Raw genomic sequence first — 25,258 nt, 5'->3', positions numbered from 1 at the left:
GCTATCGGGACAGGACGCGAATTCGGCTCTGAAACTCACCACGATCGACATAGCATCCGCGCAGATGTCGCGGCCCGGTGTTCGGGTTGAACGATTGGCGGCCATGCAACACCCGGCGATTGTCGAAGACCGCCATTTCGCCGGCCTTCAGGCGGTAGGCTATTTGGAAACGCGGCCCGCGGATCATCATCATCAGCTTGCGATAAGCCGCATAAAAGGGCGCGCATAGGTCGGAGGGAAGGTCGATGACATCGACAAGATGGGCGTTGAACCGCAACTCCGTCACTTCCCCGTCGCGTTGCGTTACAATCACAGGAAACCGACCGCGCAGATCGTAGTTTTCATCGTGAAAACGATAGGGGATCTCGATCTCGCACAATAGGCGGTAGGCTTCCGGATCTTCCGCCTGTAGCGCGGCGACGACCGCAAACCCGTCGGCAAAGATCGATCCACCGCCCTCAGCGTCATTGGCGATACAATGCAGGAACTGGTAGCCGGGCGGCACCTCCTGGTTCGCGAGATCGGTGTGTAGCGGCAAGGCGACCGGCGTATAGGCCAGATTGTTCGGGTTCGGCATCGACACGACTTCGAACATCGTGCCGAAATTTGTCTGGCGCAGGAAACCAATCCGCTCGGCCGCACGCCGCCCCGCATCGGGATCATCGTCAAGCCCATCGACGATGGACAGCCCGTATGCAGCCGTTGCCTTCAGCCAGGCGAGCAGATCGGCATCGCTTTGCAAGATGTCCCCGGCGTGACGCGGCATGGTTTCAAGATTGATTGAGGCGTCCCAGAGTTTCGGAGCGATGTCGGCCGGATCGTCCCGCTTTCTGCCGGGACGGTAGGACTCAAAGAACTGGCTCGGGAATTCCTCCTCAGCCTGGTCGTTCTGCCAGACAATGCCCACAGCGCTGCCCCTGTCCCGCACGCTGATGGGTCTGAGCGAGGGGTCTACGCTGGTCAGGTCGAAAGTTCGTTCTTCGGTCTGCGGGTGAAACGCCGATGGTGCATTGTCCTTTAGCCAAAGCCAGGGGTAGCAGACTGTTTCGCCCGACACGAAAGTCACGGCAAGCGCGGTCTCCCGGGCTTCCACGGAAAGCAGGGTATTCATGATGATGTCTCTCTGAACACAGAATTTGATTTTCAGCTTGGATCAGGCCCGCAGGCCGTCAACCCAACGGTGGTGGCCACCACAAGCTCGGCTTCCCATAGCGATGGGATCCGGGATTTCTGTTCGGTTCTTCGAGCACGCCATCTCCAGGCGGAATCTGGCTCCAGATGAAATCTGGTTCAAAGCCACCGCGATGGTAGCGGTCATTCGCCGGCGGTGTCCAGCTAAATGCAGCGGGATCGCCATCCCCTCTCGGCTACCCCTCGCCCGACAGATCGCGCCGCGCCTTGTCGAGTTCCTCGGCATAGCGGCGCATCAGATGGCCTTCGGTCAGCAAACCGACCACCTTGCGGTCGGTGAAATCCTCGACCACTGCCAATTCCTCGGCGCCGGCGCGCTGGAAGGTCTCGGCCGCCGACTGCACGTTCATGCTCGGCACCAGCACCGCATCCCTAAATTTGGCGAAGGACAGCACCGGCATCTCGTCATCCGACAAATGGCTGTGCAATTCGGCGACGATCAGCACGCCGACATAGTGCAGTTCGGCATCCACCGCGATGACGCGCTGCGAGGCACCGAGGGGCACCTGCTTGCGGAATGTTGCAAGCGTCGTTGAGGCGTCGATGGTGCGGACATCCTTGCGCATCATCGATCCGACCGTCAGGCTGCGCATCCAGCCTACATCATGGGCGCTGCGGATGGTTTCGCCGCGCAGGTGAAAGCGCCATGTCGAGAAGGAATAGCCAAACGTTTCTCGCACCAGGATCGCCGCCATGAGCGAGGCGGCCAGCACCACGCCGGTCAGCGTCAGGTCGCGGGTCGATTCCAGCGCCAGGAAGGTCATCGTCAACGGGCCACCGACGACGCCGACGGCGAGCGAGGTCATGCCGACGACGGCGGCGACGGCGGGGTCGATGCCGGTCGCCGGCGAGACGAACGCCATCGCGCCGGCGAACATCTTGCCGAGCAGGGCACCGAGGAACAAAGAGGCAAAGAACAGCCCGCCGCGGAAGCCGGAGCCGAGCGAGATCGCCGACGCCGACAGCTTCAGCACGAAGACGCTGGCCACCACGGCCAGCCCGTAATTCATCGCGAATTCGCGGTGCAGCGCGCCATGGCCGCTGGACAGGACCTGCGGCGTGATCAGCCCCAGCAGCCCGACCATCACGCCGCCGATGGCTGGGCGCAACGAGGCGTCGATCGACAGCCGCGCAAAGATGCGCTCGATCAGGCTCACCAGATGCATGATGGCGATCGAAGCACCGCCACCCAAAAGCCCGAGCAGCATGAACGGCAAATACTGGCTGACGGTGAGCGCCGGCAGACCCGCGAGCTCCAGCGGAAACGGCACGCCGCCGAACATTTCGGCGGTCAGCGAGGCCGAGATCGCGGCGGCCATCACCGGCGCGACATTGGCGACCGAATAGATGCCGATGACCAGCTCGAAACCGTAGAAGGCGCCGGTCAGCGGCGCATCGAAGGCGGCGGCGATCGCGCCGGCCGCACCGCAGCCGACGAGGATGCGGACATCGTTGCGGCGCAGCCTGAACAAGCGCGCCAGCCGCGACGCCAGGCCGGAACCCACCTGCGTGTAGCCGGCCTCGAGCCCGACCGAAGCGCCGAAGCCGCTCGAGATCATCGTCTGCCCGGCGATGATGAAAGTGTCGGTCAGCGACATGCGGCCGCCGTAAAGGGCGTTGGCTTCGATCGGATCGACCGGCGTGCGGAACTTCCGCTTTCTCAGCCAGATCACCGTCAGCCCGAGCAGGATGCCGCCGATCGCCGGTATCAGCGCTTGCTCCGGCCTTTGCAGCGAAAACATCGCCGAAAGCCGACCACCGGGCTGAACGCCGAACATAAGCCCATGCAGGACCTGCACCAGTTCGCTCATGCCGGTGACCAGCGCACCCGCTATCACCCCGACCAAAGCCGCCAGAATGACGACGGCGATGCCGCGCGCCTCGAGCAGCGGGATCGATCGGATCAGCACCGCGCGCAGTCGGCGGGCATAGACTTGCGGTTCGTTTCTGGAAAGCACCGGGGCGGCTCGCCGATATCAAAAGGGGAGTGGTGCCTGATACGCCCGGCGGCTTTGCATGGCAACAATGCCGGCCGCCAAGGTGTCATGCCCGCGTGATGCTGCGGCGATAAAGCCCATCTTCAGCTCGGGGAACCGCGTTGACGTAAACGTCAACCCGAAGCTATATGCGCCGACCGTGGCTGTAAAACCAGGCAAGCGGCTTCGGCCGGGTCGAAGCGCCAAGGCGCGACAAACGCAACCAGACGAGGAGAACCGCCATGAGCGTTCAGGAGATTGCCGACAAGATCAGGTCGCGCGTGGCGAGCGCCGGGTTCGATCGCTCCGTGAAATTCGACACCGGCAGCGACGGCGTCATCGTCATCGACGGCGCCGATGTCTCGACCACCGATGCACCGGCAGATTGCACCATACAGCTGTCGCTCGACGATTTGGACTCGCTGATATCAGGCGATCTCAACCCGACCATGGCCTTCATGTCCGGCAAGATAAAGGTCGAAGGCGACATGAGCGTCGCCATGGCGCTCAGCCAGCTGATCGGCTGATCGCTTAAGGTGAGACAAGCCGCCGCGCGCGACGACGGCGGCTTCGAACCATCAGGCAGCGAGCGACAGCCGCTGCGCCTTCAGCTTGCGCCCGGCCGCCTTCAACGTGCCCTGCGCGCCGTCGAGCGCGCCGACCACCAGTTCCCGCGCCAGCAGGCGGTGCCGCTCGTAAGGCCCCGGCATGGCCAGCGAGCCGGTCTTTGCGGCCGAAAACCCGAAGCGCTCGTAATAGGGTGCGTCGCCGACCAGCAGGATCGCCGCATGGCCAAGCCGCTCGGCCTCAGTCACTGCATGGCGCATCAGCGCCGAGCCGATGCCGGCATTTTTCAGCGCCGGGTCGACCGCAAGCGGGCCGAGCAGCAGCGCTGCCTTGCCGCCCTCGCCCAGCACCACGTCCCACAGCCGCACGGTGCCGGCAACAGCGCCCGACGCATCGCGCGCGACAAAGGCAAGGCCCTCCGAAGGCCGGCGGCCGCGCCGCAGCTTTTCCGACGACTTCTTCCGGCGCTTCGGCCCCATGGCGCGATCGAGCAAAGCCTCGCGCGCACCGATATCGGCAGCGGTTTCGGCAGTGATGACAAAAGCGCCGGCATTCTCCCCCCTCGAGGGGGACATCCCCGCGGCGCCTTCAACAATGAAATCCAAAACGTCCACTTCCGCGATCCTTCACGAGGGGATTGTTCCACAGGCGAGCCCGGGCGGGCGACAGGCGCCCACCTCGGGATGATCTGATCGGTTCTTTCGAACCGTCAGATCACGTAGGATCGGAGAGGCTCGAAGCCGTTGAAGGCAACCGACGCGTAGGTCGTCGTGTAGGCGCCGGTGCCCTCGATCAGCACCTCGTCGCCAATGGTCAGCGACAAGGGCAGCGGATACGGCGTCTTCTCGTACATCACGTCGGCCGAATCGCAGGTCGGGCCGGCGAGCACGCAAGGCGCGGTCTCGCTGCCGTCATGCGCGGTGACGATCGGGTAGCGGATCGCCTCGTCCATCGTCTCGGCGAGACCGCCGAACTTGCCGATGTCGAGGAACACCCAGCGCACATTGTCGTTGTCGGCCTTCTTCGAGATCAGCACGACCTCCGACTTGATGACGCCGGCATTGCCGACCATGCCGCGGCCCGGCTCGATGATCGTCTCGGGGATCGCGTTGCCGAAGTGCTTCCTGAGCGCCGAGAAGATCGCCTGGCCATAGGCCTGCGCCACCGGCACATCCCTGAGATAGCGGGTCGGGAAGCCGCCGCCCATATTGACCATCTTCAGCACGATGCCTTCGTCGGCGAGCGTCGCGAACACCTTCTTGGCGTCGCCCAGCGCGCGGTCCCAGGCGGTCAGGTCGGTCTGCTGCGAGCCGACATGGAACGACACGCCATAAGCATCGAGGCCGAGCGCCCTGGCATGGCGCAGCACGTCGACCGCCATCGCCGGCACACAGCCGAACTTGCGCGACAGCGGCCATTCGGCGCCCTCGCCGTCGGTCAGGACGCGGCAGAACACGCGAGCGCCGGGAGCGACACGGGCGATCTTCTCGACCTCCTCGACGCAGTCCACCGCAAACAGCTTAATGCCGAGCTGGTAGGCGCGCTGGATGTCGCGCTCCTTCTTGATGGTGTTGCCGAAGGAGATGCGGTCCGCCGGCGCACCGGCGTCCATCGCCATCTCGACTTCGGCAACGGAAGCGGTGTCGAAGGACGAGCCCATCGCAGCAAGCAGGCGCAGGATTTCCGGCGCCGGGTTTGCTTTCACCGCATAGTAGATCTTGGAATCGGGAAGCGCCTTCTCGAAGGCGCGGAAATTGTCGCGCACCACATCGAGGTCGACGACGAGGCACGGGCCGTTCGGACGTCGGGTAGCGAGGAAATCAAGGATGCGCTGGGTAGCCATCGGGGTCTCTCCATCAGCGCCTTTCGGCGCGCACAAAGGCTTGCGGACGCGGGCTCTCGGCCTCGCGAACACGCGGTGGACAAAGGCGGGACGGAAATCCATGGAACCAGCCGGTGGAGACCCCGGAACCATGAAGCGCCGTCTCGCGGCGGTGAACCTTGGCCTTGCCCGGCCTCGGTTCGCTTTGTCTGCCTTGGCTTGGATGGGAGACCCGTCCGCACTGCCGGCAATGAAGGTGTGCCTCTTCAGTAACCCCGGTCTTTGGACGACCGGCAGAACACCAGAAAGGCCCGCACCGTCGTTGCTTCAAGGTGTCCTCGGTTGGCGGTTGGCCGCTAAACCGACTGGAGGGGTTGGCTCCAGTTACCTTACCGATATCCCTCACCATTCGAGGATCGGCGGACACCCACAGGCACGTGCGACTTTGGGCAAGCGCGATATAAGAGCGAAAGATTTCACAATCAATAAAAATCGTATGGCAGGTTGTAAAATTTGTGGCATCGAACAATGCTGCGGCAACCAGAAGAACAATGCTGCGGCAAGCACATCCGGATATCGAACGCATGACAGGCACTCGCGGCCCGCTGAACGCTTTTCTCGACCTTGATCAAGCCCCTGTTACCAATGCGCAATCCGGCCCGCTTGTCGGCTTGCGGCTGGCCGTCAAGGATATCTTCGACGTCGCCGGCTACCGCACCGGCTGCGGCAATCCGCAGAAATACCGGGAAGCTTCACCGGCCACGGCGACCGCGCCGGCCGTCCAGGCGCTGCTTGATTCGGGCGCACGCTTCGTCGGCAAGACGCAGACCGACGAACTCGCCTTTTCCCTGCTGGGGCTGAACGCGCATTTCCCGTCGCCGATCAATCCGGCGGCACCCGACCGCGTCACCGGCGGCTCATCCTCCGGTTCTGCCGCGGCGGTAGCCGGCGGGCTCGCCGACATCGCCACCGGGTCCGACACCGGCGGCTCGATCCGTGCGCCGGCAAGCTTCTGCGGCCTGATCGGCCTCAGGACGACGCATGGCCGCATCCCGCTCGACGGCACCATGCCGCTGGCGCCTTCGCTGGACACGTTCGGCTGGTTCGCCAGGGATATCGTCACTTACGAAAAGGTCGGCACGGTGCTGCTCGGCGACGATCCGCATCGCCACGAACTGGTACGCCCTCTTGCCCTCGACGCGCTGGACAGCCTCGTGCTCGGCCCGCTGGAGGCGGATGAATATCGCGCCATGGTCCGCAGTGTCGCGTCGGTGCTGGGCGCGCCGCGCAGCGTTGGCCCGCTGTCGCATTCAATCGACGATCTTTATTGGTGCTTCCGTAAGCTGCAGGGCTATGAAGCCTGGCAAAGCCACGGCGCCTGGATCGCCGGCGGCGACCGCATGCTCGGCCCCGGCGTCAAGGAGCGCATCGAGCATGGCGCGACCATCAGCGCGACAACCGCGCAGCACGAAACGGAACGTCGCGTTTCGTTTCGCCTCGAACTTGCCGGCCTGCTTGGCCACGACGGCGTTCTTGTGCTTCCGACCGCTCCGGGTGCCGCGCCGCTCAAGGCCGCGACATTCGACGATTTGCAGACCTATCGCGAGCGCGCGCTGAGACTGCTATGCCTTTCCGGCCTGTCCGGTTTTCCGCAAATCACGCTGCCGCTCGGCAGAGCCGAAGGCGCGCCGTTCGGACTTTCGCTGCTCGGTCCGAAGAACAGCGACCGGCAGCTGATTGCGCTGGCCGCCCGCATCCTTTCAGCCCGCCAAGGAGGCGCATGACATGGATACGCTGACCCGCATGCGTGCCTTCATCGACGTGGTCGAGGCCGAAGGCTTTTCGGCGGCGGCGCGCAAGATCGGCCGCTCCAAGGCGCTGTTGTCGAAATACGTGCGCGAGCTCGAGGACGAGCTCGGCGCGCTGCTGCTCAACCGGACCACCAGGCAGTTCTCCCTGACCGAGGCCGGCCATACCTATTACCGGCGCGCCTCGGAGATCGTGCGCGAGGTCGACAGCCTTGCCGATGCGGTGCGCGAATCCTCCGGCGACGTGCGCGGCAGGATCAAGCTGTCGGCGCCGCGTACTTTCGCCGACGCGCCGATCGGCCAATCGCTGATCGACTTCGCCAAGCAGCATCCCGACATCGTCCTCGACATTCATCTCGACGATCGCTTCGTCGATCTAGTCGAGGAGGGTTTCGATCTGGCGGTGCGCATTTCGCGGCTGGAGAATTCCTCGCTGATCGCCAGGCGCCTGGCGCCATTTTCGGTACGGCTTTGCGCGTCTCCCGAACTGATCGCCAAGCACGGCATGCCGGTCAGGGCGCAAGACCTTGCCCGCGTGCCTTGCATCATCGACACCAATGGCCGCTGGCTCACCAACTGGCCGTTCAAGGGCGACAGCGGCGATACCGTGAGCGTTTCGGTTTCCGGCCCGATCGAGGTCAACAGCCCGATGGCGGCAAGGGCCGCTGCCGTGGCTGGGTTGGGATTTTCCATCCTGCCGGATTTCATCGCCGCGCCCGACATCGAAAGCGGCAAGCTGGTGACTGCGCTGGATGACCGCATCCTGCCCGGCGGCGGCATCTTCGCCGTCTATCCGCACCGGCGCTATCTGCCTGCAAAAGTTCGCGTATTCGTCGACTTCCTGGTGCAGTGGTTCAAGGCGCTGGACACCGCATGAGCTTTCAGCCGGCTTGCGGTCCCATTTTCGCCCCCTTTCTGGTAACTGTCGGCAATTCACCGAAGCCGATTGAATCGCGACCGAGAATGCACCTGAAACAGCAAGCAATCATGCTGGCTTCGGCCTTGACCGCGACTATCGCCGCCGTCGGACCGGCCGAGGTGCATCCCCACGTCTTCGCCGAGGCACGGCTCGAAGTGGTCCTCGGCCCGGATCACCAAACTGTGAAGGCATTGCGCCATGTCTGGCGCTTCGACGACTTGTTTTCGAGCACGGTGATGATGGAGTTCGACAAGAATTCCGACCTGAAGCTCGACGACAAGGAGCTGAAGGATGTTGCCGACACCGTCCATGCCTCGCTTGCCGAATTCAACTACTTCCAGCTCGTCACCGTCGACGGCAAGGACGTGGCAATGACCCCGCCGCCGCAGCTGATGGCCAATTTCGACAACGACCAGTTGATCATCCTGTTCGAATCTGAACCGAAGGCGCCGATCAAGCTCAGCGGCAAGATCGACATCGGGGTGTACGACCCGACCTTCTACACCGCGATCGATTTCACCGAGGATGCCCATCTGCAGGTCGATGGCCTGCCGCCGACCTGCACCAGCAAGGTTGTCCGCCCGAATCCGGATGAGGCGATCGCCCAGAACCAGAAGACCCTGACCGACGCGTTCTTCAACGATCCGACGGGCACCGACATGAGCAAGATCTTTGCCACCAAGCTTGAACTGACCTGTCAGCCGGAAGGATAGATCCAGTGACGAAACCGTCCCTGCGTTTGGCAGTCGGTCTTCTGGCCGCCGCCTTTGTGATGACGCACTTTCTCGGCTCCGCCCACGCCCAGAGCTCGCTCGGCATCGGCACCAATGACGGCATGGCTCCAACCGCCACCGGCCCGTTCGCCCACATCCTGATGTGGATCAATCTGCGCCAGCAGGAATTCTATCATGCGCTTGCCGGCGCGATGAAGGCGATGCGCCAGGACGGCAGCAAGATGTGGCTGCTCATCGGCCTGTCCTTTGCCTATGGCATTTTCCACGCTGCCGGCCCCGGTCACGGCAAGGCGGTGATCTCATCCTACATGGTGGCCAATGAAGTGGCGCTCCGGCGCGGCATCATGCTGTCCTTCGTCTCGGCCCTGCTGCAGGCGCTGACCGCGATCGTGGTGATGCTGCTCGCCTATTTCGTGCTGCGCGGCACCGCGATATCGATGACCGACGCCGCATGGTTCCTCGAAATCATGAGCTATGTCTTCGTCACCCTGTTCGGCGCCTGGCTGCTGTGGCGCAAGGCTGGCCCGGCCATCCTGCGCCTGTTCGGCGCAAATCCCGGCTACAGCCTCTCGGCTGCCCATGCCGGCCATTCACATGCCGGCCATTCACATTCCGCGCATGCCCATGCGGCACATTCCCACGCGCTTCATGCGCATGACGATCACGACCATGCGCATGACCATCATGACCACGGCGCACACGACCACGCCCATGCTGCGCACGATCACCACAGCCATGCGGCGGGGGAGGTCTGCGAGACCTGCGGGCACTCGCATGCGCCCGACCCGGCGCTGCTTTCCGGCGATCGCTTCGACTGGCGCACGGCTTGGTCGGCGGTGGCTGCCGTCGGTATCCGCCCCTGTTCCGGCGCGCTGATCGTGCTGAGCTTCGCCTTGCTAAATGGGCTGTGGTTCGGCGGTATCCTGTCGGTGCTGGCCATGGCGTTAGGCACCGCAATCACCGTCTCGGCTCTGGCGACGCTTGCGGTCACCGCGAAGAACTGGGCGGTGTATTTCGCCGGCGACGGCCGCATGGGCAACCGCATCCATTCCTTCGTCGAAATCGGCGGTGCCGCCTTCGTCTTCCTGTTCGGTCTGCTGCTGCTATCGGCCAGCCTGACTGGCGCCTGACCTCGTTGCGCCCGATCGGGGTGCTTTAACTAGGGATCCTGCCGCCCAACTCGTCCTCGATATGGACGCGTATGATCTCGTCGAAGCTCGTTTCCGCAGCGAAGCCAAGCTCCCTCGAGCGCCGCGCCTCGAAGCGTGTCGGCCAACCCTTCACGATCGCCCAGATCGTCTCGTCGGGCTCCTCGCGGATCAGTTTGACCGCCTTGGCGCCGGCAACACGTTCCAGCGCTTCGATCTGTTCGCCGACACTGACGGCGACGCCCGGCATCGTCAGGTTGCGGCGCGGCCCGACTGCAGCGCCGTCAATTCCAGCCGCATGGATCAAAAAATTCACCGCCGAACGCGGGCTGGCGTGTGTGTGGACGACCGAGCGCGGCACCGGCAGGATGGCTTCATGGCCGCTCAGCGGCTCGCGGATGATGCCGGAGAAGAAACCCGAGGCCGCCTTGTTCGGCTTTCCCGGCCTGACGCAGATGGTCGGCAGCCTGATGCCGATGCCGTCGAAGAAGCCACGCCTGGTATAGTCGGCAAGCAGCGCCTCGCCCATCAGCTTCTGCGTGCCGTAAGAGGTCAGCGGCGTCGGGTGGAACTCGTCCGGAATGATTTCGGGAAACGGCGCGCCGAACACGGCGATCGATGAGGTGAAGACGAGGCGCGGCGCAAATGCCGCCAGCCGGACGGCATCGAATAGCGCCCTTGTGCCATCGAGATTGACGCGGTAGCCGAGATCGAAATTGGCCTCCGCTTCACCCGACACCACGCCGGCGAGATGGAAGATCACGTCGGGCCGCGGCGCGACCAGATTTGTCGTCGCGCCCGGCGCGGCAAGGTCGCCGGTGTGGACGCTGATGCTGACGCCTTCGAGGGCGGGCGCCTGCGGTGGCACGATGTCGTGAAGGTCGAGCGCGGCGATCTTGCGGCCGCCGAGTGTCCCGTCCTTGGCCAGCCGGGCAATGAGCTTGCGGCCGACCATGCCTGCCGCGCCGGTAATCAGAATGCGCATGTCACTTTCCCTTTTTGCGCTGGCTGCGGCTACGCAGCCAGAACACGACGAAGATTGCCACCATGAAGATCGCGGCGACGACGCCGGCAAGAACCGTCGAGACGTTGCCGACCGCCAGCATCACGGTTGGAAGATAATAGGCTGCGATGCCGAACAGCAGCAAAATCCAGGCGGCGCCGATTGCCGCATTGCGGGTGTCGCGGTCCATCACGCGGCCCCAGGGTAGCGGGCGTTCATGTCGATCGTTGCCAATACCAGGAACTCCCGAAATCAGTGATAGTGGCCACGGTGCGGTGCCGCATCATGCGCGTGATCGTGCTCGCCATCATGCTCATGGCTGTCGGCACATTGGCCGAATTCCGGTTCGACGGTGGCATGGGCTATGCCATGCTCCTGCGCAAGCCGTTTCTTGATCGCGCTGACCGCCATATGCGCGTCGACGCCGTCATTGAGGCAGGCATGCAACGTCGCCATGTTGCTGGAACCGTCGATCGACCAGACATGCATGTGATGCACCTCGCGCACGCCCTTGATCGAGCCTTCGATGTCCCTCGCGATCAGGTCGCGGTCGAGGCTTGCCGGCACGCCTTCGAGCAGGACGTGGGCAGCCTCGCGCATCAGCGACCATGCCGTGGACAGGATCAGCAGCGCGACAAGGACCGATAGGATCGGATCAATAGGCGTCCAGCCCGTCGCCAGGATTATCAGCGCCGCGATGATCGCCGCGGCCGAGCCAAGCAGGTCGCCGAGCACGTGCAGGATGGCGCCGCGCATGTTCAAGCTGTCGCGGTCGCCGCCATGCAGCACGAAGAAAGAGCCGATATTGACCGCAAGGCCGGCGATCGCAACGACCAGCATCGGCCCACCGAGCACGGGCTCAGGCGTCAGCAAACGCCCCCAGGCCTCATAGACGATCCACAGCGCAATGGCGAAGATGGCGATGCCGTTGGTGTAGGCGACCAGTGTCTTGACCCGGCCGAAGCCGTAGGTGAGGCGCACGGTCCCCGGCCGGCTCGCAAGATGAAAGGCATACCAGGCAAGGCCGAGCGCAATGCAGTCGGCAAGCATGTGGCCGGCATCCGCCAGCAGCGCCAGCGATCCCGTCAGGAGACCGCCAAGCGCTTCGACGACCATGAAGCCGGCGGTCAGGCAAGCCGCGATCAGCACGCGCTTCTTGTCGGTCGAGCCATGCACATGCCCGGCACCGTGACTGTGGTCGTGGCCCTGCGCGGCATGGTCGTGGGTATGCGCCATCTATGAGCTCCTGCTACGCGCCAAACTCGGCGCGGAAATCCTCGAGCCGCCGCTTCTGCTGGCCATCGCTGTCGAAATTGGCAGGATCGAGCCACGCCTCATAGGCTCTGCGCAGATCAGGCCATTCCTTATCGATGATCGAATACCACGCGGTATCGCGGTTTTCGCCCTTGACCACAAGATGCTGACGGAAAACGCCCTCGAACTTGAAGCCGAAACGTTCCGCCGCGCGCTTCGACGGCTCGTTGCGATTGTTGCATTTCCATTCGTAGCGGCGGTAGCCAAGCTCGTCGAAGACGTACTTCATGAACAGGAACTGCGCTTCCGTCGCCGCCGGCTTGCGCGAGATCAGCGGTCCCCAATAGATGTTGCCGATCTCGATCACGCCATAGGCCGGATCGATGCGCATCAGCGTCTGGCGCCCGGCGACCTTGCCGCTGGCCTTGTCGATGACCGTGAAGAACAGCGGGTCATCGCTGGCTTCGGCCTTGTCCAGCCATGGCTGGAAGGCGGCGCGGGTCTGCGGCGGGTCGTCGAACAGCCAGGCGAAGCGGCCGCCGGCATCGACCACTGACGAGGCCTCGAACAGGCCGTCGCCGTGCTTTTCGGCGTTGAGCGGCTCCAGCCTGACAGTGCGCCCCTCCAGCAACTTGCGTTCGGGCCGCGGGCGCGGTTGCCAATTCTTGAGATTTTCCGACACCGAAACTCCAATCCGTTTGACTTTTGCGGGCGGACGCTCACAAAAACGCACGCTCTCTGAAAGAACCACACGGACGGGAAAAATGCTCCACACGATTTCGGCCTTCGACCGCCTCGGCGAGGAAAATGCGTTCGCAGTGCTGGCGCGTGCCACTGCACTTGCCCACCAGGGCCGCGACATTGTCAATCTCGGCATCGGCCAGCCCGACTTCAAGACGCCGCAGCATATCGTCGAGGCCGCGATCAAGGCGCTACGCGATGGCCATCACGGCTATACGCCGGCCAACGGCCTGCTGGCGACGCGCGAAGCGGTGGTACGCCGCACGCTGGCCACCACCGGCGTCGAAGTCTCGCCGGAAGCGGTGATGATCCTGCCCGGCGGCAAGCCGACCATGTTCGCGGCGATCCTGATGTTTGGCGAGCCGGGTGCCGAAATTCTCTATCCCGATCCCGGCTTTCCGATCTACCGCTCGATGATCGAGTTCACCGGTGCTGCCCCCATCCCGGTGCCGATGCGCGAGGAGAACGGCTTTGCCTTTTCGGCCGCGGAGACCTTGGCGCTGATCACGCCGAAGACCAGGCTGCTGATCCTCAACTCGCCGGCCAATCCGACCGGCGGCGTCACACCGCGCGCCGAGATCGAGAAGCTGGTCAAGGGCCTGCAAGCGCACCCGGATGTCGCCATCCTTTCCGACGAGATCTACGACGTGATGACCTATGACGGCGAGACGCATTGTTCGCTGCTCGCTTTCCCCGAAATCCGCGACCGGCTGATCGTGCTCAACGGCTGGTCGAAGACCTGGGCAATGACCGGCTGGCGCATGGGCTGGTCGATCTGGCCGAACGGCGACAAGGGCGCGCATCTCTACGATAAGGTGCGCAAGCTGGCGGTCAATTGCTGGTCCTGCGTCAACGCGCCGAGCCAGTATGCCGGCATAGCCGCCATCGACGGCCCGCAGGACGATGTCGACACGATGATGCGCGCCTTCGACCGCCGCAGAAAGGTCGTGGTCGAGGGGTTGAATGCCTTGCCCGGTGTTTCCTGCATTACGCCGAAAGGCGCCTTCTATGCCTTCCCCAATGTTTCCAAGACCGGCTGGAAGGCCAAGAAGCTCGCCTCGGCGCTGCTCGAGGATGCCGGCGTGGCGCTGATCGGCGGCCCCGATTTCGGTATTCTCGGCGAAGGCTATGTCAGGCTATCCTACGCCAATTCCGAAGAGAACATCCTGCGCGCGCTGGAGCGGATCGAGACGTTTCTGACGAAGTGAGGCCACGATCGACGAAAGGAGACGCCAGATGTTCTATGCCATTCTAGCCTATCACGAGGAAGAAGCGATTACGGCGCTGACGCCGGAGCAGGATTCGGCGCTGATGACCGATCTTCTCCAGATCAACGATCGGCTTTACCGGCAAGGCACCCTCGGACCGGCGGCGCGGCTCGGCGCGACACAAGACGCCTGCACCTTGCGCGGGCCAGGCACCGGAATGGTTGTTGACGGCCCCTTCGCCGAGACCAAGGAACAATTGCTGGGACTCTATGTTGTCGACTGCGCCAACCGTGACGCCGCTGTCGACATTGCGCGCGACCTTCGCCGCGTCAATCCGACCGCCGTCTACGAAATCCGCCCGATTTCGCTGTATCTTCCCGGCGTGCCGCTTCCCGTCACGCGGCCCTAATGCATGTCGCGCAAAAGTGTGCAGCGGTTTGTGATAACGACATGCATAAACAAGAACCTAAAGCGCGTCGCATGAGGCCGGTCGAACGCGACCGGGCTGAGACTAGCCGCGGCCGACAAACGGCATCTTGGTCGCCATCACGGTCATGAACAGCACGTTGGCGTCGAGCGGCAGGCTGGCCATGTGAAGGACGGCATCGGCGACGCGCTCGACATCCATCACCGCTTCGGCGGCAATGGTGCCGTTGGCTTGCGGCACGCCGACCGTCATCGCTTGCGCCATGTCGGTCAGCGCGTTGCCGATGTCGATTTGACCGCAAGCAATGTCGAAGGGCCTGCCGTCCAGCGCCAGCGTCTTGGTCAGCCCGGTGATGGCGTGCTTGGTCGCCGTATAGGGCACCGAGCCCGGCCGTGGCGCATAGGCCGATACCGAGCCGTTGTTGATGATGCGGCCGCCCATCGGCTGCTGCCTGCGCATGGCGCCGAACGCGCCGCGAGCACACAGGAACGAGCCGGTGAGATTGACCCCGACGATGTCGTTCCACACCTCGACCGGGATATCGTCGATCAATGTCGATTTGTAGCTCGTGCCGGCATTGTTGAAGAGCAGGTCGACGCGCCCGAAGGCCGCTGCCACCGTCTCGAACAGATCGTCGACCTGATCGGCCTTGCTGATGTCGCAGGCGACCGCCAATGCCTTGGCCTGTGTCGGCCCGGCGGCGGCGATCGCATCCTCCAGCACCGGCTTGCGGCGACCGCAGAAGACCGTATTCCAGCCGGCCTTGAGCAGCGCCGTGGCGACGCTTTTGCCGATGCCCGTACCGGCGCCGGTGACGATGGCGGTTTTATAGTCGCTCATGGCTGTACTCCCTGAAAGGGATGAGGCATCGCAAATGACGGGAACCATGGCAAGCCGGCCCAAGGCCTGTGCTCGCAAAAAGGGCGGCCATTGGCGACCGCCCCTGATCCGAACCGGCCTTGGGAGGAGGAAAGCCGATCCGACTGCCTGAAATCATGCGCTCACCGGATTAACGAGAGCTAACGCGAATGCCGCCGAGCGCTCCGAGGCTCTCCCCTTCAAGCTACCAGCGCGAACCGGTCACCGGCTTGGCCGTGCTGCCCGCTGCCGGCACCTTCGCCGCCGTCACCGTCGCCTCGACATGGTCGACCAGCGCGTCCGGCAGGCCGAGGCGGCCAGCAAGCAGGTCGAGATAGCCGCGTTCGGCCCGCGTGTCCGGATCGATGGCAAGACGCGAGGCGGTGTAGAGTTCCAGCTTTTGCGCATCGGTCTTGGCGCCGGCGATCAGCACATCCAGATCGAGCGGCGCGTCCAGTTCCGACATCAGGAATTTCTCCGCTTCGGCGCCGACGCCGGCGAGGCTGAGCTTGCCGGCGATCTTCTGCCGCTCTTCGTCATCGACATGACCGTCGGCCTTCGCCGCCGAGATCATCGCCCTGACCAGCGTCAGCGTGAATTCGTCTTCGCCCTGCGGCGCTTGCGACGGATGGAAGGCGGTATCGGCCGGCGGCGGCAGCAATTCCGGTTCACCGGCGGCTTGCGTTTCGGCCGGCGCGTTGCCGCTCTTGTAGTTCTGGTAAGCCTTGTAGGCGAGGCCGCCGATCGCGGCCAGGCCGCCGAGCTTCACCGCCGCACCGGTGACCTGACGGCCTGGGCCGGTTCCGAGCAGCACCGCGGCCAGCGCACCGGCGGCAAGCGGATTGTCCTTGGCCATCTGCACCGCCTGCCCCGCCTTGTCACGGACGGTCGATCCGGTACCGGGAACTTGCGAGCCGAGCAGGTCGTCGAGGAGCTTCTTGGGATCGAACATCTATGCCTCCAGAATTGGCCCGGCCGAAGGTGCGCGGGCAGGTTTGCACGTCGAAGACCTAGGTCCCGCAGTTTGACATTACAATGACGCGGTGCATCCTTTTGCCCGCTGCCACGCGTGACCTCGCACCGACATCTGCTGGGATTTCACACGGAAATCAAACTGCTTCAGCCTCCTTCCGCACCCTAAAAACATGCAGTGCTGTGGACCTTGGAAGTGTCGAAACCAGCCCCGACTTCGAGTAATGTCGCGGCATGTCGCTTGCGAGGAGCCTGGCATGACCGATGAGACTGACCGCCAGCCGGCACGCGATCCCCAGGAACTGGAGCGCCTGCTGATTTCACGGCAATGGGTCGGAGACATTGACGGCATGGCCGCGCTTTTTGAGCCGCATGCAGTCATCGACAGCGGTGGCGGACAACTGACGTTCGGCCGCGAAGCCATCCAAACGCTGTTCGCGGAGATCACCGCAACCGGCCGAAAATTTCAGTCCGGAGATCAGCGTCCGGCTGTCATCAATGGCGACCTCGCGCTCACCTCGACCCGGCTTCCCGACGGCACGATCACCACCGAGGTCGCACGCCGGCAGAACGACGGGACATGGCTGTGGGTCATCGATCGCTTCTCTGTTGCTTAATGTGAAGTTGCTTGACGTGAAGCTAACTTCCGATGTGACGATCGCCGCGCGCTTGCGCCAGCTCGACCTGGCGCTGGCGCTCGGCATAGCGGGCGCGATCCTCCTCCGAGCGGGCATCGAAGCAATGCGGGCATGAAACGCCGGTTGCATATTCCAGCGACAGCCGGTCTTCTGCGGCTAGCGGATGCCGGCAGGCGCGGCAGAGTTCGGCCTCGCCTTCGACCAACCCGTGCGATACCGAAACGCGCTCGTCGAACACGAAGCATTCGCCTTGCCAGAGGCTCTGTTCGGCGGGCACGTCTTCGAGATACTTCAGAATGCCGCCCTTGAGGTGGAAAACATCCTCGAAGCCAAGCGACTTCACATAGGCCGTCGCCTTCTCGCAGCGTATGCCGCCGGTGCAGAACATGGCGACCTTGCGCCCCTCGAGCTCATGCCGATGCTGCTCGACCCAGGCCGGGAATTCGCGAAAGCTGGCAGTGGCGGGATCGACAGCGCCCTTGAAGGTGCCGAGCGATACCTCGTAGGCGTTGCGCGTATCGATGACGATGGTGCCTGCATCCGAGATCAATGCGTTCCAGTCGGCCGGCGCGACATAGGTGCCTGCACCTGCCGCCGGGTCGATATTGTCCACGCCCATGGTGACGATCTCGCGCTTCAACCGCACCTTCATGCGGTGGAATGGCATCGCTGCGGCGCTGCTGTATTTGATCTCGAGGCCGGCGAGACCTTCGATGGATTCGAGATGACCGATGAGCGCCGCGATTGCCGCTTCACTGCCGGCGACCGTGCCGTTGATGCCCTCACGCGCCAAAAGCAGCGTGCCTTTGATGCCGCGTGCGCAGCAGAAGGCGGCGAGCGGCGCGCGCAGCGCCTCGAAGGTGTCGAGCCGGGCGAAGCGGTAAAGCGCGGCAACACGGAAGGCTTGGCCGGACAGTGTCATCTCCAAGCCACTAAACGCTCACGACAGCCGGATCAAGGCAGAGCCGGGAGCGGTCTGCCCGCGACGGGTTTCGAACACCACGCGTGACATCGCGACACGCCGCGTTTCGTGGACAGAAAAACCGCCTTCTGCTAACCGGTCGACTTGATCAACAGAGGAGAGACGACGAATGCCCAGCACGACCGAAAAGCTCCTGTCGCTCCTCAACGGCCAGCCGGTCATACCGGTGCTGAAGATCGCCAATCCCGCCGACGCGGTGCCGCTGGCCCGGGCGTTGGCCCGCGGCGGCCTGCCGGCGATCGAGATTACGCTGCGCACCGCCGACGCGCTGGAGGCGATCCGCCGGGTGGCGGGCGAGGTCGAAGACGCCGTCGTCGGCGCCGGCACCATCCTGGACGCCCGCCAGTTCGGCGAGGCGGCGGCCGCCGGTTCGAAGTTCATCGTCAGCCCCGGCATCACCCGCGAGCTTCTCGCGGCAGCCAAGGACAGCGAAGTGCCGTTGCTGCCCGGTGCCATCACGCCGGGAGAGGTCATGGCCGCGCGCGAAGCCGGCCTGCGCTTTCTGAAATTCTTCCCGGCCGAACAGTCGGGCGGCATCGCCTCGCTCAAGGCCTTCGCCTCGCCGCTCGCCGACGTGAAATTCTGCCCGACCGGCGGTATCACCGGCCAGAATGCCGCCGACTATCTCAGCCTGCCCAACGTCATCTGCGTCGGCGGTTCCTGGGTGGCGCCGGACGATCTGGTCAAGGCCGGCAAATGGGACGAGATCGAAGCCTTGGCGCGCGCGGCAAGCAAGCTCCGGCGCTAGCATCTTCTGCATCAAAAGTCGCCGCCGATCTGGCCGATCTGGTTCGCCAGCTGGTTCCCGCTCATGGGCTCGAACCACGATTCACGCCTTCAAAGGGCGCTGTCCTACCATTAGACGAAGCGGGAGAATGCCGACCAGTGGTTAGCATCCCTGGATGAAGGAAGCCAGTGCCGGCGGTGGAGGCAGACGCGCGAGGTGCCCAGCGCGGCCTACTCGGTCTTGAAGCGGGCAACCGACATGAACTTGACGGCTTTGCCGGTGAACCGGTTTGCGTCGGCCATCTCGTTGCCCGGCTGGAAGCCGACGGTATAGACCTCGCTCGGTGCCGTACGGACGAAGTCGTAAGCATAGCGCGGCGCCGTTGTCGCGTCTGAAACGGTCGCGACATACTCGCCGCTGTGCAGCGCCCAACGGGCAGCCTGCGGCGCGGCAGCGACCACCACCGGCTTGGGGCCTGGTTTCAGGTCGCGGGCGGTGGCCCTGGGTTCCTTGCGTGTGGTCTTCACGCCCGCGCCGATGACGGCCGTCGGGTCGGAGCCGGCCGGGCGGGCAACGATGGCCTTGCGCGGCGACGCCCCGTCGCTCGATGCGTCGTCACTCGCCGGTTCCTCGAACACCGATGCTTGCTCGGAAAGCGAAGCGACTTTGTATTCGTCGGTCGCGCTGACCCGTTCCAGAACGGCCTTGACCTCGTCGGGCTGCGAACTGTCGGGCCGCGCCGACGGCAATACCGAGAATGCATCGGTGGCGGTGTTGCTCCGCTCGGCCGCACTCGCGAGCGCCAGCAATACTTGCTTGTCCTGCGGCGCAAGACCAGCCGACGAAAGATCGGCCGGCAGCGAATGATCGGGCCGCCAACTCGGCACGGGAATGTTGTTTGTCGCGACCTGCACCGGGCCGGCCGTAGCCGACGCGTCTGCCATGCCGAACGGAACACTTGCCGACGCCACACTTGCCGGCGCTTGCGCGGTTGCCACCGCCTGTTCGGTGGATGCAGTCGCATCCGCCACGCCGAACGGAACGTTTTCAGGCGGCTGGGCACCGATGTCGGCCTTCGGGCGCGGAGCAAAATCCGGCAGCGGAATGCTGCGCGCCGGCAATGCCGCGATGATCGTCTCCGGCGTGTCGTTCTCCGGTTCAGGCGCAGGCGCCGGAGCATCGGCGACTTCCGGAATCTCGGCACGCTTGGCATCCCGAGGCGCCACGATGGCGATGCCAGGCAGATTGCTGCTCTTGGCCGACGGCGCTGGCTTCACGTTACGGGGCTTTGGCGCTGGCTCGGCCATCGCCACATCGGCGCTGTCGTCCGCCTCGTCGTCGCCGCCGCCGAAGAAGGCTGCCAGGAAGCCGCGGGATTTTTTTCCACCGCCGCTTGCGCTGGCCAGTTCGATGGCCGGCGCGCCGGCGCCCTTACGGGCCTTGTAGGAGGCGAGCGCCTGTTGATAACCGGGCAGCGGCTTGCCGTCGCTCGGCACATGCAGCGTCTTGCCGTTGGGGAACACGCGCGCCAGTTCCTGGCGGCTGATGCCGGGCCAGTGGCGCACATTGCCGACATCCATATGCACGAAGGGCGAGCCGGAGCTGGGATAATAGCCGACGCCGCCGCCCTGCATCCTGAGGCCGATGTCGCGCAGCTTCTTCAGCGGCACACCGGGAATGTAGAAATCCATCGCCCTGCCGAGCATGTGCTGGCTCTTCTCGGCGACGCCCCTACTGCGGCTGCGCAGCATCGAATTCGTCGACGGCGAACGATAACCGCAGACGACCTGGATATAGTCGGTGGCGCCGCTCTCCCGATAGGCTTCCCAGACCAGGTCCAGCAGGCGCGGATCCATCTTGGTCGGCTCGTTGCGACGCCAGTCGCGCAGGATGATGTTGATCTTTCGCAAGCCCGCTTGATCGTAGCGGCCGTTGCGCTTGTAGACGATCTCCGCCTTTTCATGCGTGTGGAGATGATAGAGCTTCAGCGAACGTGTCTCGGCGCCGGCGCCGGTTGCCGCCGCTGCAAGGAACCCGACGGCAACAATCACCGCTGCCAGCCATCTCGGCCAGACGCTCATGTGATAATGCCGCCCGTTTTTGTGTCGTTCGATTCTGTTCAAATCAAAAGGCCTTGCAGGCTGCCGTTTTGTCCCCGGATTTGACCAAACGGATGCGTTAGATGTGCATCCGAATATCGATCCTAATGGTTAATCATCGCTTATTGAAGCCGAAATGCGGTAACACCGTGGCGATATCCCGCCAAAAATATTGCGCAGGATATCTTGGTAAACCGCTGGTTTAGATCATGTTTTGGCGCCAGCTCGAAACACGATCTGTTACCGTCCGCCTTAATACGTGAACATTGCGGCGAACACGTCATTACGAGACTCAGTTGCCTGGAATGATGTCCGGATGAGAACCGGCTTGGCCCTGTGACTCAGGAAGCGAGCCTCTCGAAACGGCCGGTCTCCGGGTCGATGCCGTATTCCTTGAGCTTGCGGTAGAGCGTCGACCGGCCGATGCCGAGGCGGCGGGCGACCTCGCTCATCTGGCCGTTGTAGTGGTCGATGGCGAGCTTGATCATTTCGAGCTCGACATCGGCCAGCGCACGCACATTGCCGCGGTCGTCGAGCGCCCGCAGTGTGCCGAAGCGGGGTCTGGCCGGCGCGTCGGGCTCGGCTGCGGCGGCGCCGACGGCGGCCGGGACGTTATCACGCGGCAGGCTGCCCGAAGCCAATCCGGAAGCTGGCCACCCTGAAGCTGGCCCTCCTGAAGCTGGCGAGGCGATATCCGCATCGAGATTGACCGTGCCCTCGACCTGCGCCCGGATCTGCGGGAACTCTTCTTCGGTCAGCATGTCGCCCTCGGCGAGCACCGAAGCCCGGAAGACGGCATTTTCGAGCTGCCTTATATTGCCCGGCCAGTCATAGGCCTGCAGCATGGCGAGCGCCGCAGCCGAGATGCCTCGCAGACGGTGGCGCGGATCGGCGGGCGCCATCTTCTCCATGAAGTGCTCGACCAGATGGGGAATGTCGTCGCGACGGTCGCGCAATGGCGGCACGAAGATCGGATAGACGTTCAGACGATAGAACAGATCCTCGCGGAACTTGCCGTCCTTTACCTGCTGCAGCAGGTTGCGATGGGTTGCCGAGATCAGCCTGATGTCGACCCTGACGGTCGAGCGCCCGCCTACCGGATCGACCTCGCCGTCCTGTACGGCGCGCAACAGCTTGACCTGCACGTCGAGCGGCAGGTCGCCGATTTCGTCGAGGAACAGCGTGCCCGAATGCGCTTCGACGAACTTGCCGGTGTGTTTTTCGGTGGCGCCGGTGAACGAGCCCTTTTCGTGACCGAACAGGATCGATTCGACCAGATTGTCGGGGATGGCGCCGCAATTGACGGTGACGAAGGGTTTCGAGCGGCGGTCGCCGCTGCCCTGGATGGCGCGCGCCACCAGTTCCTTGCCGACGCCGGATTCACCCTCGATCAGGATCGGAATGTTGGACGCCGCCGCCTTGCGGCCGAGCCGGATCACCCGATCCATCGCCGGACTGTGAGTGATCATGTCCTTGAACGTCAGATGGCCGCCGCGCTGCCGTGACGAGCGCTTCACTTCGCCTTCGAGCGCTTCGACCTTGAGGGCATTGCCGATCGACGCCTGCAGCCTGTCGGGAGAGGCCGGCTTGACGACGAAGTCGAAGGCGCCGTGACGCATTGCCGAAACGACGGTTTCGATGCCGCCCTGGGCGGTCTGCACGATGACGGGAATGTGGATGCCGCGCTCGCGCATTGCCTTCAGCACGCCGATGCCATCGAGGCCCGGCATCATCAGGTCGAGGATGACCACCGAGACGTCGCGCGCATTGGGCCCGTCGACAACATCGAGACCGGCCTCGCCGCCATCGGCGACGATCGCGGTGTGGCCGAATTTCGTCACCGCTGCCTCGAGCAGCCTGCGCTGCACCGGATCGTCATCGACTATGAGTATGGAAGCTGCCATGACTGATCCGACCGTGCCCGCCCGAGAATGCGCCCTATGGATCATCTTGGCACAGGGTTCTAAATAAGCTTTCAAAAAAACCGGTGAATGAATTCCTTAGGATTTGACCGGCTTCTCGTTTCCTCGAATTTTCGTGTTTGGAAGGATCGGCAATGCGCATGGTTTTTGCTCGAAAGCTGGCGGCGGCGTCCAGTCAGGGCGTGGCGGAGCTTGGCGACCTGCCGGAATGGAATCTGGCCGATCTCTATTCGGGCATGGAAGCGCCCGAGTTGAAGCGCGACATCGCCAAGGCCGCCGCCGATGCCATCGCCTTCGAGAGCCGTTGGAAAGGCACGCTCGCCGCCGAGGCCGGGCGTGGCAGCGCCGGCAGGCTGGGCGAGGCGCTCCAGGCCTATGAAGCGCTGGAGGAGCTGATCGGCCGGATCGTCTCCTATGCCGGGCTTGTCTATGCCGGCAACACGTCGGATCCGCAGCGCGCCAAGCTCTATGGCGACATCCAGGAAAAGATGACCGATGCCAGCGCGCACCTGCTGTTTTTCGCGCTCGAGCTGAACCTCATCGACGATGGCGCGATCGAAAACGCACTCGCCGCCGATCCGGCCTTCGCCCACTACCGGCCCTGGGTGCTCGATCTGCGCAAGGACAAGCCCTATCAGCTCGAAGACCGCATCGAGCAACTCTTCCACGAAAAGTCGATCACCGGGCGCGGGGCCTGGAACCGCCTGTTCGACGAGACGATGACCGATTTGCGCTTCGGCCTCGACGGCGAGGAGTTGACGCTTGAGCCGGCGCTCAATCGCCTGCAGGACGCCGACGGCGAGGTGCGCCGCCGGGCGTCCGAAGCGCTGGCCGCAACTTTCCGCAAGAATTTGCGCGTCTTCACGCTGATTACCAACACGCTGGCCAAGGACAAGGAGATCTCCGACCGCTGGCGCGGCTTCGAGGACATTGCCGATTCCCGCCATCTCGCCAACCGCGTCGAACGCAGCGTGGTGGACGCACTCGCCGCGGCGGTTCGCGACGCCTATCCGCGCCTGTCGCATCGCTATTATGCGATGAAGGCGCGCTGGCTCGGCATGGAGGTGATGAACCACTGGGACCGCAATGCGCCCCTGCCGGAGACCCCGCAGGCGGTAATCGGCTGGGACGAGGCCAAGAACACCGTGCTTTCCGCCTATCAGCGCTTTTCACCCGACATGGCGGAGATCGCCAGAACTTTCTTCGACCGCAACTGGATCGATGCACCGGTGAGACCCGGCAAGTCGCCTGGTGCCTTCGCCCATCCGACGGTGCCTTCGGCGCATCCTTATGTGTTGCTCAACTACATGGGCAAGCCGCGCGACGTGATGACGCTGGCGCACGAGCTCGGCCACGGCGTGCACCAGGTGCTGGCCGGCGGCCAGGGCGCCCTGATGGCGTCGACGCCGCTGACGCTGGCCGAAACCGCATCGGTGTTCGGCGAGATGCTGACCTTCCGCTCGTTGCTCGAGCAGACCACCGACAAGCGCGAACGCAAGGCCATGCTCGCCCAGAAGGTCGAGGACATGATCAACACGGTCGTGCGCCAGGTCGCCTTCTACGAGTTCGAGCGCAAGGTGCATGCCGAGCGCAAGAGCGGCGAATTGACCTCCGACAAGCTCGGCCAGTTCTGGCTGGAAGTGCAGGCGGAAAGCCTCGGGCCGGCGATCAAGCTGCGCGAGGGGTACGAGGTTTTCTGGACCTATATCCCGCACTTCATCCACTCGCCTTTCTACGTCTATGCCTATGCATTCGGCGATTGCCTGGTGAACTCGCTCTACGCGGTCTACCAGAACGCCGAGCGCGGCTTTCAGGAGAAATATTTTGCCATGCTGCGCGCCGGCGGCACCAAGCATCATTCCGAGCTTCTGGCGCCGTTCGGCCTTGACGCGACCGACCCTGCCTTCTGGCAGATCGGGCTTGGTGTGATCAGCGGACTGATCGACGAGCTGGAAGCACTGGACAAGTGATGCGCAACACTGGGTGATGCGCAACACCGGGTGATCGGGTTTTCCAGAACAGTTTAGCTGCAATGCATATTGACGATGGTTCTATTCTTGTCTTGGATATTTGTTCTTAAATAACTTTCCATGGAAGTTTTCCGTTAGATTCCCGTAAGCTGTATGATAGCGTCCGCCCTCAAGCTCAGCCGGGCACGAATGGATCCGGTCGGAAAGTCCCGACCGGTCATGGCGCGTCGGCGGATGCGACAACGGTTGTTGGCCAGGGGCAAACCGGTCGCCGACAGCTCGATCGAAGCCG

General features: G+C 63.8%; 23 protein-coding genes and 1 tRNA gene. 10 read left to right on the top strand and 14 right to left on the bottom strand.

Going from position 1 to position 25,258, the window contains the following annotated elements:
• Position 1: 1 nt before the first annotated feature.
• Complete coding sequence (locus NKH89_RS14355) at positions 2-1,111, bottom strand: TauD/TfdA family dioxygenase (protein WP_352909164.1); 1,110 nt, start codon at positions 1,109-1,111, stop codon at positions 2-4.
• A 256-nt stretch (positions 1,112-1,367) separates the two neighbouring features.
• Positions 1,368-3,149, bottom strand: a complete 1,782-nt coding sequence (locus NKH89_RS14350; RefSeq protein ID WP_352494726.1) for a chloride channel protein — start codon at positions 3,147-3,149, stop codon at positions 1,368-1,370.
• A gap of 260 nt (positions 3,150-3,409) precedes the next feature.
• Here NKH89_RS14350 and NKH89_RS14345 point away from each other — a divergent pair, with 260 nt between their 5' ends.
• On the top strand, positions 3,410-3,694 hold the full coding sequence (locus NKH89_RS14345) for an SCP2 sterol-binding domain-containing protein (RefSeq protein ID WP_023720213.1): 285 nt from the start codon (positions 3,410-3,412) through the stop codon (positions 3,692-3,694).
• Between the two features lie 51 nt (positions 3,695-3,745).
• On the opposite strand, the gene NKH89_RS14340 is transcribed toward NKH89_RS14345, so the two are convergent.
• Complete coding sequence (locus NKH89_RS14340; protein WP_352494790.1) at positions 3,746-4,309, bottom strand: GNAT family N-acetyltransferase; 564 nt, start codon at positions 4,307-4,309, stop codon at positions 3,746-3,748.
• A 134-nt stretch (positions 4,310-4,443) separates the two neighbouring features.
• Positions 4,444-5,577 carry an ornithine/lysine decarboxylase gene (gene odc2, locus NKH89_RS14335; RefSeq protein WP_023720212.1) on the bottom strand — a complete coding sequence of 378 codons (1,134 nt, stop codon included), beginning with the start codon at positions 5,575-5,577 and terminating at the stop codon, positions 4,444-4,446.
• 563 nt (positions 5,578-6,140) lie between these two features.
• On the opposite strand from odc2, the gene NKH89_RS14330 reads away from it, so the two are divergent.
• From NKH89_RS14330 to NKH89_RS14315, 4 genes are all read left to right on the top strand, one after another.
• Complete coding sequence (locus NKH89_RS14330; RefSeq protein ID WP_352909162.1) at positions 6,141-7,340, top strand: amidase; 1,200 nt, start codon at positions 6,141-6,143, stop codon at positions 7,338-7,340.
• A gap of 1 nt (position 7,341) precedes the next feature.
• The gene (locus tag NKH89_RS14325; protein WP_023720210.1) at positions 7,342-8,241 is read left to right on the top strand and encodes a LysR family transcriptional regulator; all 900 of its coding nucleotides are present in this window, start codon (positions 7,342-7,344) and stop codon (positions 8,239-8,241) included.
• Between the two features lie 86 nt (positions 8,242-8,327).
• Positions 8,328-8,996: a DUF1007 family protein gene (locus tag NKH89_RS14320; protein WP_352494723.1), complete on the top strand. Its 669-nt coding sequence runs from the start codon at positions 8,328-8,330 to the stop codon at positions 8,994-8,996.
• Positions 8,993-10,147 (top strand): nickel/cobalt transporter, encoded by a 1,155-nt coding sequence (locus tag NKH89_RS14315; RefSeq protein ID WP_352482093.1) that lies wholly within the window; start codon positions 8,993-8,995, stop codon positions 10,145-10,147. Before NKH89_RS14320 ends, NKH89_RS14315 begins: the two co-directional genes overlap by 4 nt.
• 25 nt (positions 10,148-10,172) lie before the next feature.
• On the opposite strand, the gene denD is transcribed toward NKH89_RS14315, so the two are convergent.
• The 4 genes from denD to NKH89_RS14295 form a co-directional block, all read right to left on the bottom strand.
• Positions 10,173-11,150 carry a D-erythronate dehydrogenase gene (denD, locus tag NKH89_RS14310; RefSeq protein WP_352590598.1) on the bottom strand — a complete coding sequence of 326 codons (978 nt, stop codon included), beginning with the start codon at positions 11,148-11,150 and terminating at the stop codon, positions 10,173-10,175.
• A 1-nt stretch (position 11,151) separates the two neighbouring features.
• Complete coding sequence (locus NKH89_RS14305) at positions 11,152-11,358, bottom strand: hypothetical protein (RefSeq protein ID WP_031194351.1); 207 nt, start codon at positions 11,356-11,358, stop codon at positions 11,152-11,154.
• 62 nt (positions 11,359-11,420) lie between these two features.
• Positions 11,421-12,404, bottom strand: coding sequence for a cation diffusion facilitator family transporter (locus NKH89_RS14300; protein ID WP_023720205.1), 984 nt, complete (start codon positions 12,402-12,404; stop codon positions 11,421-11,423).
• A 13-nt stretch (positions 12,405-12,417) separates the two neighbouring features.
• Positions 12,418-13,104: a GNAT family N-acetyltransferase gene (locus NKH89_RS14295; RefSeq protein ID WP_023720204.1), complete on the bottom strand. Its 687-nt coding sequence runs from the start codon at positions 13,102-13,104 to the stop codon at positions 12,418-12,420.
• Positions 13,105-13,186: 82 nt separating this feature from the next.
• Here NKH89_RS14295 and NKH89_RS14290 point away from each other — a divergent pair, with 82 nt between their 5' ends.
• Both NKH89_RS14290 and NKH89_RS14285 read left to right on the top strand, forming a co-directional pair.
• On the top strand, positions 13,187-14,371 hold the full coding sequence (locus NKH89_RS14290) for a pyridoxal phosphate-dependent aminotransferase (protein WP_352909160.1): 1,185 nt from the start codon (positions 13,187-13,189) through the stop codon (positions 14,369-14,371).
• 28 nt (positions 14,372-14,399) lie between these two features.
• A complete protein-coding gene (locus tag NKH89_RS14285) occupies positions 14,400-14,780 on the top strand; it encodes a YciI family protein (protein WP_023720202.1) in 381 nt (126 codons plus the stop codon).
• A 102-nt stretch (positions 14,781-14,882) separates the two neighbouring features.
• Here NKH89_RS14285 and NKH89_RS14280 read toward each other — a convergent pair whose 3' ends face one another.
• Both NKH89_RS14280 and NKH89_RS14275 read right to left on the bottom strand, forming a co-directional pair.
• A complete protein-coding gene (locus tag NKH89_RS14280; protein ID WP_352845592.1) occupies positions 14,883-15,638 on the bottom strand; it encodes an SDR family oxidoreductase in 756 nt (251 codons plus the stop codon).
• Between the two features lie 223 nt (positions 15,639-15,861).
• Positions 15,862-16,608, bottom strand: coding sequence for a tellurite resistance TerB family protein (locus tag NKH89_RS14275; protein ID WP_023720200.1), 747 nt, complete (start codon positions 16,606-16,608; stop codon positions 15,862-15,864).
• Between the two features lie 277 nt (positions 16,609-16,885).
• Between NKH89_RS14275 and NKH89_RS14270 the strand changes: the two genes are divergently transcribed.
• A complete protein-coding gene (locus NKH89_RS14270; protein WP_023720199.1) occupies positions 16,886-17,245 on the top strand; it encodes a YybH family protein in 360 nt (119 codons plus the stop codon).
• A gap of 22 nt (positions 17,246-17,267) precedes the next feature.
• On the opposite strand, the gene trhO is transcribed toward NKH89_RS14270, so the two are convergent.
• Positions 17,268-18,188, bottom strand: coding sequence for an oxygen-dependent tRNA uridine(34) hydroxylase TrhO (trhO, locus tag NKH89_RS14265; RefSeq protein WP_352481954.1), 921 nt, complete (start codon positions 18,186-18,188; stop codon positions 17,268-17,270).
• 169 nt (positions 18,189-18,357) lie between these two features.
• Here trhO and NKH89_RS14260 point away from each other — a divergent pair, with 169 nt between their 5' ends.
• Positions 18,358-18,996, top strand: a complete 639-nt coding sequence (locus NKH89_RS14260; RefSeq protein ID WP_352909157.1) for a 2-dehydro-3-deoxy-phosphogluconate aldolase — start codon at positions 18,358-18,360, stop codon at positions 18,994-18,996.
• 51 nt (positions 18,997-19,047) lie between these two features.
• Here the strand turns inward: NKH89_RS14260 and NKH89_RS14255 are convergent.
• From NKH89_RS14255 to NKH89_RS14245, 3 genes are all read right to left on the bottom strand, one after another.
• Positions 19,048-19,121 (bottom strand) — tRNA-Gln (locus NKH89_RS14255).
• An 84-nt stretch (positions 19,122-19,205) separates the two neighbouring features.
• Positions 19,206-21,056 (bottom strand): peptidoglycan L,D-endopeptidase MepK, encoded by a 1,851-nt coding sequence (locus NKH89_RS14250; protein ID WP_352909155.1) that lies wholly within the window; start codon positions 21,054-21,056, stop codon positions 19,206-19,208.
• A gap of 359 nt (positions 21,057-21,415) precedes the next feature.
• Positions 21,416-22,978 carry a sigma-54-dependent transcriptional regulator gene (locus NKH89_RS14245; protein ID WP_352909153.1) on the bottom strand — a complete coding sequence of 521 codons (1,563 nt, stop codon included), beginning with the start codon at positions 22,976-22,978 and terminating at the stop codon, positions 21,416-21,418.
• A 152-nt stretch (positions 22,979-23,130) separates the two neighbouring features.
• Here NKH89_RS14245 and NKH89_RS14240 point away from each other — a divergent pair, with 152 nt between their 5' ends.
• On the top strand, positions 23,131-24,966 hold the full coding sequence (locus tag NKH89_RS14240; protein ID WP_352909152.1) for a M3 family oligoendopeptidase: 1,836 nt from the start codon (positions 23,131-23,133) through the stop codon (positions 24,964-24,966).
• Positions 24,967-25,258 lie beyond the last annotated feature (292 nt).

The organism is Mesorhizobium sp. M0923 (genome assembly GCF_040319365.1).
GTDB lineage: Bacteria > Pseudomonadota > Alphaproteobacteria > Rhizobiales > Rhizobiaceae > Mesorhizobium.
This window is presented reverse-complemented; position numbering and strand designations above follow the sequence as displayed.